Annotated in this window: 11 protein-coding genes and 1 riboswitch; of the genes, 8 read left to right on the top strand and 3 right to left on the bottom strand. The window is 54.2% G+C overall.

The features are described from left to right. The first annotated feature begins 102 nt into the window (after positions 1-102). Positions 103-666, top strand: coding sequence for an alkyl hydroperoxide reductase subunit C (gene ahpC, locus ACR6AS_RS08405; protein ID WP_111138776.1), 564 nt, complete (start codon positions 103-105; stop codon positions 664-666). A 71-nt stretch (positions 667-737) separates the two neighbouring features. Next, positions 738-2,306: an alkyl hydroperoxide reductase subunit F gene (gene ahpF, locus ACR6AS_RS08400; protein ID WP_111138777.1), complete on the top strand. Its 1,569-nt coding sequence runs from the start codon at positions 738-740 to the stop codon at positions 2,304-2,306. A 308-nt stretch (positions 2,307-2,614) separates the two neighbouring features. On the opposite strand, the gene ACR6AS_RS08395 is transcribed toward ahpF, so the two are convergent. Then, positions 2,615-2,812 carry a hypothetical protein gene (locus tag ACR6AS_RS08395; protein ID WP_111138778.1) on the bottom strand — a complete coding sequence of 66 codons (198 nt, stop codon included), beginning with the start codon at positions 2,810-2,812 and terminating at the stop codon, positions 2,615-2,617. A 504-nt stretch (positions 2,813-3,316) separates the two neighbouring features. On the opposite strand from ACR6AS_RS08395, the gene ACR6AS_RS08390 reads away from it, so the two are divergent. From ACR6AS_RS08390 to ACR6AS_RS08375, 4 genes are all read left to right on the top strand, one after another. After that, positions 3,317-5,305, top strand: coding sequence for an alpha-glucuronidase (locus ACR6AS_RS08390; protein WP_418797543.1), 1,989 nt, complete (start codon positions 3,317-3,319; stop codon positions 5,303-5,305). 50 nt (positions 5,306-5,355) lie between these two features. Beyond that, a complete protein-coding gene (locus ACR6AS_RS08385; RefSeq protein ID WP_434161740.1) occupies positions 5,356-6,918 on the top strand; it encodes an MFS transporter in 1,563 nt (520 codons plus the stop codon). A gap of 24 nt (positions 6,919-6,942) precedes the next feature. Next, complete coding sequence (locus ACR6AS_RS08380; RefSeq protein ID WP_434161738.1) at positions 6,943-9,336, top strand: glycoside hydrolase family 3 N-terminal domain-containing protein; 2,394 nt, start codon at positions 6,943-6,945, stop codon at positions 9,334-9,336. A 226-nt stretch (positions 9,337-9,562) separates the two neighbouring features. Further along, the gene (locus tag ACR6AS_RS08375) at positions 9,563-10,276 is read left to right on the top strand and encodes an oligogalacturonate-specific porin KdgM family protein (RefSeq protein WP_111142197.1); all 714 of its coding nucleotides are present in this window, start codon (positions 9,563-9,565) and stop codon (positions 10,274-10,276) included. Between the two features lie 86 nt (positions 10,277-10,362). Here ACR6AS_RS08375 and ACR6AS_RS08370 read toward each other — a convergent pair whose 3' ends face one another. Further along, positions 10,363-11,544, bottom strand: coding sequence for an AraC family transcriptional regulator (locus ACR6AS_RS08370; protein WP_418803122.1), 1,182 nt, complete (start codon positions 11,542-11,544; stop codon positions 10,363-10,365). A 428-nt stretch (positions 11,545-11,972) separates the two neighbouring features. Beyond that, positions 11,973-12,069, top strand: a riboswitch (TPP riboswitch). Between the two features lie 34 nt (positions 12,070-12,103). Here ACR6AS_RS08370 and thiM point away from each other — a divergent pair. Then, positions 12,104-12,901: a hydroxyethylthiazole kinase gene (gene thiM, locus ACR6AS_RS08365; protein WP_367396346.1), complete on the top strand. Its 798-nt coding sequence runs from the start codon at positions 12,104-12,106 to the stop codon at positions 12,899-12,901. Next, complete coding sequence (thiD, locus tag ACR6AS_RS08360; RefSeq protein ID WP_111139170.1) at positions 12,888-13,688, top strand: bifunctional hydroxymethylpyrimidine kinase/phosphomethylpyrimidine kinase; 801 nt, start codon at positions 12,888-12,890, stop codon at positions 13,686-13,688. The genes thiM and thiD overlap by 14 nt, the downstream gene beginning before the upstream one ends. A 43-nt stretch (positions 13,689-13,731) precedes the next feature. On the opposite strand, the gene ACR6AS_RS08355 is transcribed toward thiD, so the two are convergent. Further along, a complete protein-coding gene (locus ACR6AS_RS08355) occupies positions 13,732-14,418 on the bottom strand; it encodes a GntR family transcriptional regulator (protein WP_418803121.1) in 687 nt (228 codons plus the stop codon). Positions 14,419-14,464: the final 46 nt, after the last annotated feature.

Below are 14,464 nucleotides of genomic sequence, written 5' to 3'. Positions count from 1 at the left end.
GCGTTTGATAGCTTTCGTTAATCAGATTGATAACGTCTGCATATTAGATGTTGGCCCGGAAATTATGTAACCTGCATCACATATTTTAACGGAGGCCACCAGATGTCTATTATCAATACCAAAATCAAGCCGTTCAAAAACGCAGCATTTAAAAACGGCGAATTCATCGACGTAACCGAGAAAGACGTTGAAGGTAAATGGAGTGTGTTCTTCTTCTATCCAGCTGACTTCACCTTCGTCTGCCCGACCGAACTGGGCGACGTGGCTGATCACTACGAAGAGTTCCAGAAACTGGGCGTAGATATCTACTCCGTTTCGACTGATACCCACTTTACCCACAAAGCCTGGCACGGTTCTTCTGACACCATCGCAAAAATTAAATATGCGATGATCGGTGACCCGACTGGCGCGCTGACCCGTAACTTCGAAATCATGCGTGAAGACGAAGGTCTGGCTGACCGTGGTACGTTCATCGTTGACCCGGAAGGCGTTATCCAGGCTATCGAAATCACCGCTGAAGGCATTGGCCGTGACGCCTCTGACCTGCTGCGTAAAGTGAAAGCGGCTCAGTACGTGGCTTCACACCCAGGTGAAGTATGCCCGGCAAAATGGAAAGAAGGTGATGCTACCCTGGCGCCATCTCTGGACCTGGTTGGTAAAATCTAATTCCGCTTCGGCCTTTCGACCATTCTCCAATCGGGTGCTGCGGCACCCGATTTTTTGACCAGGATATCACTATGCTCGACACTAATCTGAAAACACAGCTCAGGGCTTACCTTGAGAAATTAACAAAACCTGTTGAGTTGATTGCCACCCTGGATGAGGGCGCAAAATCAACCGAGATCCGTGAACTGTTGGTTGATATCGCTGAACTGTCTGACAAAGTCAGCTTCCGCGAAGAGAACGATCGTCAGGTGCGCAAGCCCTCTTTCCTGATCACGAACCCAGGTTCGAACAGTGGCCCGCGTTTTGCCGGTTCGCCACTGGGTCACGAATTTACCTCACTGGTGCTGGCCCTGTTACAGACCGGTGGGCATCCGTCGAAAGAAGCACAGAGCCTGCTGGATCAGATCGCAGCGCTGGACAGTGACTTCCACTTCGAAACCTACTATTCGCTCTCATGCCATAACTGCCCTGACGTCGTTCAGGCGCTGAACCTGATGGCGGTGATTAACCCGCGCATCAGCCACACCGCGATCGACGGTGGCCTGTTCCAGAACGAGATTCAGGAACGAAACGTTATGGGCGTGCCAGCTGTTTTCCTCAACGGCAAAGAGTTTGGCCAGGGCCGTATGAGCCTGGCGGAGATCGTCAGCAAAGTCGATACCAATGCTGACAAACGTGCGGCCGACGAACTGAACAAGCGTGACGCTTATGACGTGCTGATTGTCGGCAGCGGCCCGGCGGGCGCTGCTGCTGCTATCTACTCGGCACGTAAAGGGATCCGTACCGGCCTGCTGGGCGAACGCTTCGGCGGCCAGGTGCTGGACACGGTCGATATCGAAAACTATATCTCCGTGCCGAAAACTGAAGGGGCAAAACTGGCGGGTTCACTGCGCGCTCACGTTGATGATTACAACGTCGATGTGATTGAGAGCCAGAGCGCGATTAAGCTGATCCCGGCCGTGAAAGAGGGCGGCATGCACGCCATCGAAACGGCATCAGGTGCCGTGCTGAAATCGCGCAGCATCATCCTGGCGACAGGCGCACGCTGGCGTAACATGGGCGTGCCGGGCGAAGAAGAGTACCGCACCAAAGGCGTGACTTACTGCCCGCACTGCGATGGCCCGCTGTTCAAAGGCAAGCGCACGGCAGTTATCGGTGGCGGTAACTCCGGTGTGGAAGCGGCTATCGACCTGGCGGGCATCGTCGAACACGTTACGCTGCTGGAGTTTGCCGGTGAGATGCGCGCCGACAAAGTGCTGCAGGATAAACTGCGCAGCCTGAAAAACGTCGATGTGATCCTGAATGCACAGACCACCGAAGTCAAAGGTGACGGCAGCAAAGTTACCGGTCTGAACTACATTGACCGCACCACGCAGACAACCCGTGAGCTGGCGCTCTCCGGTATCTTCGTCCAGATTGGTCTGCTGCCGAATACCCCGTGGCTGGAAGGGGCGGTTGAGCGCAATAAGATGGGTGAGATCATCATCGATGCTAAATGCGAAACCAGCCTGAAAGGCGTATTCGCGGCAGGTGACTGCACCACCGTACCGTACAAGCAGATTATTATCGCCAGCGGTGAAGGTGCAAAAGCCTCGCTGAGTGCGTTTGACTATCTGATTCGGACCCAGTCGGCAGAGTAATCTGCCGCAGACTGAAAGCCTCCCGTCATCGCGACCGGGAGGCTTTTTTTTTGCCCGTAAGCGTCACGCTGTATGACGGCCTCTTTGTATCGCTTTGCCGGTGTGCGACGCGCACTGTTAAGCGCTTGCAGGCGTCTCTGCGCAAAAAGCGCAGACTGACCCGTTTGTATCATTACGCAGAGTCAGGCGTTGTCATCTTCCGGGGTAATAAGCATATCAATTGAAAAGCGCGCGCCGCCGGACGCCCCGGCAGCATTGACAGCGAAACCTGACCGCCAGCGACGTGATGTTGTTCTGTCTGACCCATTTCATCCCAGCCAGCGTCGCGCCTGGCGATCGCTGATATCACGATAATAGATACGATGGATAGTTTCACCGCAGCCTGAACACCAGGCGGAAAGAGAGGTGGAGAGATAATATCTGCCATTGGGAGCGATAGCACCGCGCCGCTCGATAATAATATTCTGCCATCGATGACAGTGTGGAATAATCGCTGAAAATCGCATCATACGTCCTGAATAGTATGAAGTTCAGTTTCTGAAATAACCTGGCCGGGTGCGTAAAACTTAATGTGAAGCCCGATATTTACCGACAGCCATCGCGGCCACTGCAACAAAAAGGCGTTCTGAAAATGACTTTACGGGTGATACCTCTAAAGAGGTATTTCACTGGCCCGCAGCATTAGGCCTCTTTTTGCACCACGCGGTGTTGATCAGGATCATAGTAAAGAGGCGATGCAACCCGGTTTTCTCAGCCTGACGCCATGCTGAATTGCAGCAGGAGGCGTGCAAAGGCGACCGATCATGACCTGTCACGCTTTCCGTTTTATTACTCGCAACCTTGAGTCTCTGTTTGCGTGCCCGGGTGACATTACCGCCATAATATCTCTTTATTCAGGTGATCTGATTCACAGTTGCTAAGAAACGGAACGGGAGTTTTAAAAAAAGTAATTGCGGCAAACAGAGGCGGTGCTGCATAAATCAGACATGGAAAGTCTGAGGTAAAAATTAATGGAACAGGTAAAAGAAAATGACTCTTTCTGCTGGTTAGTCGAACGGGAGAATATCAGATCGTTATTCAACGACAACGCGCTATATATTAACGCTATCCTTTTCCCGGATATAGCGTCACCTGTGCTCGACAATCTGAAAAAAGAGTTTCTCTCTTTTTCACCGACGATGGCAGAAAAGGGTAAAAGATTCATTTTCAGCTTAGACGGCGATGGGCGCAGGGCCGGAAGTTTTACTCTGCGTCACGATGAACAGGTTATTGAAGTCTCGGCCAGTGAGATGACCGGATTACTCTATGGCTGGTTTGAGCTGTTAAAACGTCTCCGGCTGAACGATTTTTCCTGCGGCACGTACATCTCCGACTCTCCCGCCATCACTATCCGGATGCTGAATCACTGGGATAACATGGATGGCACCATCGAGCGCGGCTATGCTGGCCGGTCACTGTTCTTTGCTGATAACAGATTCACGGGCGATCATGAGAAAACAGGCCGCTATGCGCGCCTGCTGGCCAGCGCGGGCATCAATGCGCTGACCATCAATAACGTCAACGTTCATCAGGTAGAGACACGGCTGATTACGCAGGAATACCGGCAGGCGCTGATTGAGTTGTGTGACCTCTTTCGCGGATGGGGGATTCAGCTCTTTTTATCCGTGAATTACGCCAGTCCGATAGAGCTGGGGGATTTAACGACAGCCGATCCACTCGATGCGCAGGTCAAAGCCTGGTGGCGTCACTGTTTTGATGCGCTTTATCGCGACATTCCCGATTTCGGTGGCGTGGTGGTGAAAGCGGACTCAGAGCATCGTCCCGGCCCCTTTACCTATCACCGAACCCATGCGGACGGGGCCAACATGCTCGGCGAGGCGCTGGCTCCCCACGGCGGACTGGTTTTCTGGCGCTGCTTTGTCTACAACTGCCAGCAGGACTGGCGCGATCGTCAGACCGACCGGGCGCGCGCCGCCTGTGAACATTTCGCGCCGCTGGATGGTCAGTTCCGTGAAAACGTGATTCTGCAGATCAAAAACGGCCCGATGGATTTTCAGGTGCGTGAACCGGTTTCGCCGCTGCTGGGGGCAATGCCTGCCACCAATCAGGTGCTCGAACTGCAAATCACCCAGGAGTATACCGGGCAGCAGATCGACCTGTTCTGGCTGGTGCCGCAGTGGAAAACGATTCTGGCGTTTGATACCCGACTCTCATCCGGCCCCTCCACCATCGAAGATCTGGTCTGCGGGCGGGCAAACGGAATGCCACATGCCGGTGTAACTGCGGTCGCTAATACCGGCGACGACCGCTTCTGGACCGGACATCTGCTGGCGCAGGCCAATCTCTATGGCTATGGCCGGCTTCTCTGGGATCCAGCTATCGAAGCTGAGGGGCTCGCCAGGGAGTGGAGCCAGTTAACCTTCGGGACAGATGCAGAGGTGACCCGCACGGTCAGTGAGATGCTGCTGTCCAGCGGTCAGATCTACGAAGATTACACCGCGCCGCTGGGCGTGGGCTGGATGGTCAATCCCCATCATCATTACGGACCAAACATTGACGGCTATGAATATGACGTATGGGGAACGTATCACTATGCCGATCGCAATGGCCTGGGCGTGGATCGCACGCTCGAAAGCGGCACGGGCTATGTCTCGTTATATGCGCCAGAAAATTGCCAGCTTTATAACGATCTGCAGCGTTGCCCTGATGAATTAATCCTCTTTTTCCATTTTCTGCGTTACGACCACCGTCTGAAAAATGGTAACAGCGTCATTCAGCATATTTACGACACCCATTTTTCTGGCGTTGAGGCCGTAGACGAGTTTATTCATCGCTGGCAAACGCTGGCGGGTTTAATGCCCTCTGATATTCATGAGCACGTCGCTGAGCGTCTTCAGAAACAGAAAAAGAATGCCAGCGAATGGCGTGACAGAATTAATACCTATTTTTACCGCAAGTCGGGAATTGACGATAACAAGGGACGGAAAATATATAAATAACGTTTGAGGACGGTGGGCAATCGTGCCCACCCTACTGCATGGAGCTGATTATGAAAGAACCTCGTAAGATAACCTTAAAAAATTATATGGGTTATGGTGTCACCGATATACTCGGCAGTGGCGCTTTTGCCGTAATGGGTGCCTGGCTGATGTTTTTCTATGTCACCTATTGCGGCTTAAGCCCGATGCAAGCCGGTTCAATCCTCTTTATTGCCCGAATCCTGGATACGATTATCAGTCCGCTGGTTGGCTATTTGACGGATAATATCGGCAATACCCGTATCGGACGGCGATTTGGCCGTCGCCGATCTTTTTTATTACTCTGCTGCCCGCTGCTGATTATCTTCAGTCTGATGTGGGTGGAGGGGATGCACTATTTTTATTACCTCGCCACCTATCTGTTAATGGAAGTGGTTGCGGCCATGATCATTATTCCCTATGAAGCGATCGCCTCGGAGATGACCAGCGACTATAAAGAGCGAACCCGGCTCTCAGCTTCAAGGATTATTTTTGCCGGACTGGCCGCCTCACTGGCTACCTTTATTCCGGGGCAGCTGTTTAAATTATCAGGCAATAAATCTGCGCAGGCGTTCCTGATTAATGGTGTCATCTTTACGGTGCTCACGATGATTGCGGTGATAATTACCTATCTGACAACCTGGGAGCGCGACGACGCGGCTGACGCACGGCGTCCGGAACCGTGCAGATCCGGAAGGAAAGTCGTTTCATCGGTTATCAGAGAGATGCTCACAAGCCTGAAGGTCAAAGCCTTCAGACAGCTTCTGCTGATGTATCTTCTCTCCTTTACCGCACTGGATCTGCTGAGTTCCGTCTTTGCTTTTTTCATCATCTTTGCCCTTCATCAGGATGCGACCCTGGCTGCGAACCTGATGTCAGTAGGGATCTTCTGCTTCGGCTGGGGAACGGCGCTTTTTGCCTGGGCTTTTATCCGCTATAAACCCGCCAGATTACTGCAGCTCTGTTATCTGATGGTGATGCTATGCATGCTGGCATTTACCGCTTTCTATTTTTATCAGCCTGCCTGGATGATTCCGGCGCTCTATGGCATCGCCTTTATCTACCAGTTATTTAAGGGTGGCTATGTCTACCTGACCTGGAATATCTATCCGTTTATTCCCGACGTGGATGAAGTGATCACGCGAAGACGTCGTGAAGGCATTTTTGCCGGCATGATGACCTTTGCGAGAAAAAGCACCCTGGGGGCATCCGCATTGATTGTGGGCGCACTTCTCGAAATGAACGGCTTTGTCTCAGGGGCTGCGACGCAGACAACCTTAGCGACAGAGACGGTTGTGGGTATTGTCTGCCTGGGCACGCTGGGGTTACTGCTTCTCGCGTTTCTCGTCTCTACCCGCTTTGCGTTAGATCGCCGCACGCATCAGATCCTGCTTGAGGAAGTGGCGCGCCTGAAAGAGACAGAAGGCGACCTCACCAACAGCCCTGTCGGGACACGCGCTGTAATTGAAAGCCTGACCGGAATTAAATATGAAAATATCTGGCAGGGTGAAAGCCGCGCGCATCCTCACTCCAGCCCTGATCCGTCCGAAAGGAAAGACGCAAACAGCGCAGAGCCAGCTACGTCGGATCGGTAAGTTTCAATCACACAGAGGTTATTCATGGATCGTCATTATCAGGATCCCTCATTGCCTGCGGAGGCGCGTGCCCGCTATCTGCTCAGCCAGATGACACTGGACGAGAAAATCGCGCAGATGCATGGTTACTGGCTGATGGTTTCAGATGAGGGAGCGGTCACCGAACGGCAGGATGCCAGTGACCAGTTCAGCCACCGGGACGCGCAGGCATCGTTTGAACAGAAGATGGCGCTGGGGGTGGGGCAGATTACGCGGCCCTTTGGTTCCGGGATGCTGAATGCTGAAACCGGGATTGCTCTGTTTAATGCGCTGCAAAAACGCATTATGGCAGCAGGCCGTTTCGGTATTCCGGCGATGTTTCATGAGGAGTGTCTGACAGGATTGATGTGTATGGGGGCGACCCTGTTTCCGTCATCGCTGAATATGGCCTCCACCTGGCATCCCGGGCTGATAAAGGCGATGGCGGACTGTATTGGCAGAGAGGCACGCAGCATTGGCTGTCGTCAGGCGCTGGCGCCGGTTCTTGATGTGTCGCGCGATTTGCGCTGGGGCCGTACAGAAGAGACGTTTGGCGAAGATCCCTATCTGGTCGGGATTATGGCGACAGAATATGTGAGGGGGCTGCAGGGAGAGCAACGTGATCTGCTGGCGACGCTGAAACACTATGCGGCGCACTCGTTCAGCGAGGGGGCACGTAACCACGCACCGGTTCATCTGGGGTTCAAAGAACTTAATGATATCTTTCTGCTGCCTTTTGAGATGGCGGTTAAGCTGGCGAATGCGGGATCGGTGATGCCCGCTTACCATGATATCGATAATCAGCCCTGCCATAACGATGCCTTCCTGCTGACCGAAATATTACGCAACCGCTGGGGATTCGACGGGCTGATCGTAGCCGATTATGGCGGCGTCAGCCTGCTGCATCAGCATCATGGCGTCACTGCCGATCGCGCCGAATCAGCTGCCAGTGCCTTTAACGCCGGCCTCGATGTGGAGTTGCCGAAAGATGACTGCGCGGCGGCCCTGACAGAGGCGCTGGCACGGGGGCTGATCGCGGAGGAGAAAATCGATCAGATCGTCGCCAGAATCCTGACGGAGAAATTCAGAACGGGACTTTTCGACAATCCCTTTATCCCGGATGCCCGGCCCGATTTTCAGTCGGTGCGGGCGCGTCAGGTTGCCCGGCAGGTGGCACTGGAATCCATGATCCTGCTGGAGAATGACGGCACCTTACCGCTGCGGGCGTCAGCACTGGAGTCGGTCGCGGTCATCGGCCCGACGGCGGATGACCCACTGGCGCTGTTATCGGGATACAGTTTTCCCGTGCACCTGATTCTGAATGATACCGAGGCGAATACCAGCCAGGTCACCACGCCATTAACTGCTCTGCAGCAGGCGCTGCCAGAGTGCCGGATCACGTATCGGAAAGGGTGCCATATTCTGACGGAGCGTGCCGCAGGAACCCCGGTGTTTCCGGGGGATGTCGGCAGGCCGCTGGCCGTCTCACCGGTGTCGCGCGATGAATCGCTGATCGCCGACGCGGTTCAGGCTGCGCAAGAGTCGACGCTGGCGATCTGCTTTGTGGGCGATCTGGCCGGGCTGTTCCAGAGTGGCACGGTCGGCGAGGGATCGGACAGCGATACCCTGAACCTGCCTGGCGTACAGCAGAAATTGCTAGAGGCGGTGGTGGAGACGGGCGTTCCGACTATCGTGGTTATGACCAGCGGCCGCCCCTACAGCCTGCAGGGGCTTGAAGATCGGCTGGCGGGATTTCTGATGGCGTGGCAGGCCGGGCAGGAGGGGGCCTGCGCCATTGCAGACATTCTGACGGGCAGGCAGAGTCCCGGTGGCAGACTGGTCGTTTCAGTGCCGGGAAACGTGGGGGCGATGCCCTATTTTTATAATCATAAAATGAAGAGCAGCGGCACCCCGGTCGCCTTTCATTTTCCACCGCGCTACGCCTTTGGTTACGGCCTGAGCTACTCGTTATTCAGACTTTCGGCCCTCACTTTACCAAAGATGATTTTCACTATGGATGAGGCGGTGACCTTTACCGTGACGGTGGAAAATAGCGGAGAGCGGGAGGCCGACACCGTCATTCAGGTCTATGTCCGCGATATACAGGCTTCACTGGTGCGCCCGGTTAAAGAGTTAAAAGCGTTTCAGCGTATTCGGCTGGCCCCGACGCAGTCGGCGGACATCAGCTTCACGCTTCCGGCAGATATGCTTAACTTTACGGATAATCAGGGCAGGCGCAGGGTAGAGCCGGGAGACTTTATTTTAATGATTGGTGAAGCCTCAGATAATATTGTGCTTCAGCAGACGATTACGCTGGCAGGGCCGCTGCGCATTCTGGATGAGCACTGGTCAATGGAGAGTCATGCCACCATCAGTTATCGCTCACCATCCACAACCTGATTATTCCAGCCAGATCTATCCTGCCTCTGTTTTCTATTCACCGCTCTCCGGAGCGGTTTTTTTAATTAAACCTTTAACGTAATGGCTCTCTTGTTTTTTATATTTTGCACACAGTCACAGTTGCTATATTTAATAATTAGCCAGTAAAAAATGATAAAATTATACTCATGCGCTTTCGGTTATTCTATAACCATAAAAAGGATTACTACCATAAAGGGAAAAGACGATGAAAGCGATGATGAAAAAACAGGCGTTAGCCAGTGCAGTAATAATTTCTGCTATGCCACTTTCTGCCTTTGCGTTAGATTTCTCATCCACAGGCGTGGATATTCGTGAAGCCTATACCACCGGCAGTAAAATGTTCCAGACCCGACTGCAGATTTCAACCGTGATTAATGACAGTGTTTCTTTCTCATATCAGAACACGATCAACAACGGCAGTAATTACACTGAATTTAAGAACAACTACTCAGAGGTAGAGGTCACCTACGCGATTCCGCTGACAGACCGGTTTTCGTTTATTCCCGACATGGTCTTCAGCTGGGGGCACAAGGGCAGCCACATCGATCCCTACCTGAAGTTTAATTATCAACTCAGCCCTCAGTTCGGCGTGATGGCCGGGTATCGCTACTATCACTACAACTATAAAACACCCTGCCTGGATGACAGTCTGCAACGAAACAGCTCGCACGAATATGATCTATGGCTGAACTGGCAGGTCACGGATAAGTTATTTGTTAACTATAACCCGGTCTATCTGCAGAAGCAGAACGATTTTCACTTCGGAAATAACAAAAAAGAGATGTGGCAGCATACGCTCTATCTCAGCTACCAGTATGACTCACACTGGAAACCTTTTGGTGATATTTCCGATCTGGGCCGGGCAGGAAACGGCGATAAAGAGTACCGGATGCGTATCGGCCTGAAATATCTGTTCTGAAGCATTCTCTCTGGCGGGCCGGCGTAGATTTTAAACGTGCCTTCCCGCCAGAAAATACGGTTTCGCTGACGGATAGATTCAGCCAGTTAACTGGCACGATTCTGCTCCTGATAACGGCTGCGGTAGGCTTTAGGGGTCAGATTATAGGTTTTTCTGAAGACCAGATAGAAATACTGAACAGAGGGATAACCCGCAATCAGTGAGATCTCTTTCATCGGGAGATCTGTGGTGATGAGTAAGTTGCGGGCATGTTCGATTTTTTCATTATGAATGACGGTGTGAATGGTCGCACCCAGATGCGCTTTAAAACGGATTTCCAGACTGGTTCGTGAAATACCGGTAAAACTGATGACCTGTTCAGCCTTGATACCCTTACAGGCATTATCGCGGATAAAGTTCATTGCCCGGATAACATAGGGATCGACAATAGAACGATAATTGCTCGAACGGCGTTCCACCAGTTTCAGCGGGGGAACCACCACGCGCTGCAACGGCAATGACTCTCCCTTTAAGAGTTTATGAAGAATTTCAGCCGCGCAGGAACCCATTTTTATTGCGCCATGAACCACGGAGGAGAGACTGATGCTCGACAGATGTTGCGTTAACTCTTCATTGTCGATGCCAATAATGGCTAACTTTTCCGGCACCGGGATCCCTATATTTTCACAGATCTGCAGTAAATGTCTGGCGCGGGAATCTGTCACCGCGACGATGCCGGTGCCCTCTGGCAGAGACGTTACCCAGTCAGCCAACTGGTTCTGCGCCGTCTGCCAGTTATCGATAGTGATATCATGGCCGCGATAAATTAAACCGGTCCGGTCCTTTTGCTGCAGGATCGCAGCAAATGCGTTCTCACGTTCGGTTGCCCAGCGTTTATCCGGACATACAGGGAAGCTGTACAGGGCAAAATGTTCCATACCCTTGTTAATCAGATGCTCCAGCGCGGTCGCGACCAGGCTGTAGTTATCAGTAGCCACATAGTGCAGATTCGGAAAAGCCTTTCCGGAGGAGTAGGAGCCACCAATACCGACAACAGGCATGGTCAGCTTATTGAGTTCCTGTTCAACCGCCAGCACATCGCAGTCAGCAATTACACCATCCACGTTCCAGCCATTGATGCTGTCAATGTTACTGCGGAAATCGTCTGCGATGTAAACATCCCACAGGGTACGGGAACGCTGCAGGTATTTACCCACGCCCTCGATTATCTGGCGGTCATACGCCTTATTCGCATTAAATAAGAGCGCGATATGAAAGGTCTTCTCCATTCCGTCAGCCTCCCTGGCAGGTTTATCCTGCACTGTGAATAGCACAGGTCGGTGCTTTCTTTAACCGTTTTGTGTTTGTCCTGTAAGCTGGCGCACTCTTTTTCTGCGTTGCGTGAAAAAAGTCCAGTGCGGCAACGCGTGTAGTGTGTGAAAAAGATAAATGCCCAGATTGATCAGACAGTTAACCTGTATAGGTAATCTGGAACGCGACAGGTGAAAGCTGCGCGAAATAAACGGGATCGCCTGGTAAAGTGTTACGGGTTTCTTCGCGAATCCGGATGTGGCAGAAGCGGGGCAGCGCAGACTGCCCGCGCGGTTTCTGCCGGTGAGTGAGGACGCCAACGGAGTCCGGGAGTGATGCCGTAATCGTGCGGTATGCGTTTACAGGACCGCCTGCTGACATTACTATCCTGACTGACTGAATTTAGTTAAACGACTCGGGGTGCCCTTCTTTGTGAAGGCTGAGAAATACCCGTATTACCTGATCTGGATAATGCCAGCGTAGGGAAGTCTGATGCCTGACCGCATTCGCCTTCTTGTTCGCCGGTTGGGAGCTATGATGTCACAGCCATCTCAACACCTTTCTGCCGCGCACTTCGCGCCCTGTCTGCACGCTTTTCGCCGTCACTCACCGCTGGTCCACTGTATGACCAATGAGGTGGTACAGAACTTCACCGCCAACGTGCTGCTTGCACTGAACGCCTCGCCGGCGATGGTCATCGATGCTGACGAAGCCGCTGAGTTCAGCCGCTTTGCCGATGCGCTCCTCATCAATGTCGGCACTCTGACCCGCGAGCGCCAGCAGGCGATGCAGGCCGCCGTCAGCGCCGCCCGAGAGGCAGGCACCCCCTGGACGCTCGACCCGGTCGCCGTCGGTGCTCTGACGCTGCGCAGTGACTTCTGCCAGCAGTTATTGAGCCAGGAACCGGCTGTGATCCGCGGCAACGCTTCAGAGATTCTGGCGCTGGCAAAGCAGGCCAGTGGCGGACGCGGCGTGGATACGCTGCACCAGGCGGATGCGGCGCTCGATGCCGCCCGTCAGCTCGCCATTCGCTGGCGCACGCTGGTCATTGTCAGCGGTGAAGTGGACTACGCCACCGATGGCACGCGGATCTTTGCGCTTCGCGGCGGCTCGCCCCTGATGACGCGGGTGGTGGGAACCGGCTGTGCGCTCTCTGCGGTCGTGGCAGGGTTCAGCAGCCTGCCCGGCGATCGGCTGTTAAATGTGGCCGCCGCCTGTCAGGTGATGTCGTCAGCGGGAGAAAGGGCAGCATCTCAGGCCGCCGCGCCGGGCAGTTTTGCCACGGCGTTTGTCGATGCACTCTGGACGCTGGAGGCGCATCATGAAGCGCATTAATGCCCTGACGATTGCCGGGACCGATCCCAGCGGCGGCGCCGGGATTCAGGCCGATCTGAAGACGTTCTCCGCGCTGGGTGCCTATGGCACCAGTGTGATCACCGCGCTGGTGGCACAGAACACCTGCGGGGTTCAGTCGGTCTGCCGTATTGATCCGGACTTTGTGACCGCTCAGCTCGATTCGGTGCTGAGTGATGTCCGCATTGATAGTGCGAAAATTGGCATGTTGTCGGAAACGGCTATTGTGGAGCAGGTGGCCGCCCGGCTCAGGCAGGCGAGCATCCCCTTTGTGGTGCTGGATACGGTGATGGTGGCGAAAAGCGGGGATGCGCTGCTTTCACCGGCTGCCGTAGCCAGTGTCCGTGAGCTGTTATTGCCGCAGGTCTCGCTGATTACCCCTAATCTGCCGGAAGCGGCAGCCTTACTGGAGTGTGCCATCGCCACCGACGAGGCGGAGATGCGCAGGCAGGGGCGGGCACTGCTGGCGCTGGGCTGTCAGGCTGTGCTGATGAAGGGCGGTCACCTGGCCGCGGGCGAAAGCCCGGACTGGCTGATCGCGCCCGACGCAGAGCAGCGATTCAGCACGCCGCGCGTCAACACCCGCCATACGCACGGCACGGGTTGTACGCTGTCGGCGGCCTTAGCGGCCCTGCGTCCGCGCCATGCTGACTGGGCGGAAACGCTCGCAGAGGCGAAAAACTGGCTGCAGCAGGCGCTGTTGCAGGCGGATTCACTGGAGGTCGGGAAGGGCATCGGGCCGGTTCACCATTTTCATCAATGGTGGTAGTGATGCAGACCCTCATCGTCCTGGCGGACGGTGAGGGCCTGGCTCAGGGGGTTTCAAACCAGGCGCTGTTGCGCTCGGCAATCGGGGTGATAGAGAAGATCATCTCCTGCAGGTGCAGACGCATGGCCGTTTCGGCCGCATCCGCATCGTGAGACGTCAGCGCGGCAAAGATCTCTTCATGCTGCTCAATCAGCTTTTCCGGCGGCGAGACTTCACTCAGCGTCAGAAACCGAACCCGGTCCATGGTGGCTTTGATGTTCTCCACCGTTTCCCAGGCGAGCCTGCAGTCAATGCTTTCCGCGATCAGGCGATGAAACTCATCGTCGAGGCTGAGAAAAGCCTGGCTGTCGTGACGTGATGCGGCCATGCGCTGCAGCTGCAGATTATGCTCCAGTGCCATCAGCGATGCTGCCGTAATCTCCTGCGCTGCACGACGCACGACCGAGATTTCCACCGCTTCACGGATAAAGCGGCCATCCGCGACCCGTTTGGCAGAAATTTTCCGCACGAAGGTGCCACGTTGCGGCAATACCTGTACCAGTCCCGCTTCGGCCAGCTTAATAAATGCTTCCCGCACCGGCTGGCGCGAGACGTTAAAGCGCGCGGAAACCTCTTTTTCTGAGAGCAGCGAACCCGGCTCAATTGCGCAGGTGACAATATCTTTGCGCAGATAGCGGTAAATCTGCTGATTCACCGGTTCGCTGGTTGTAATGGTATAGGCGATCGACATGCAGCAATATCCATATTACGGCTGGCCGGGACCAGCGCGATGGGAA

The sequence above is a fragment of the Pantoea phosphatilytica genome, assembly GCF_051025615.1.
Classification (GTDB): domain Bacteria; phylum Pseudomonadota; class Gammaproteobacteria; order Enterobacterales; family Enterobacteriaceae; genus Pantoea.
This window is presented reverse-complemented; position numbering and strand designations above follow the sequence as displayed.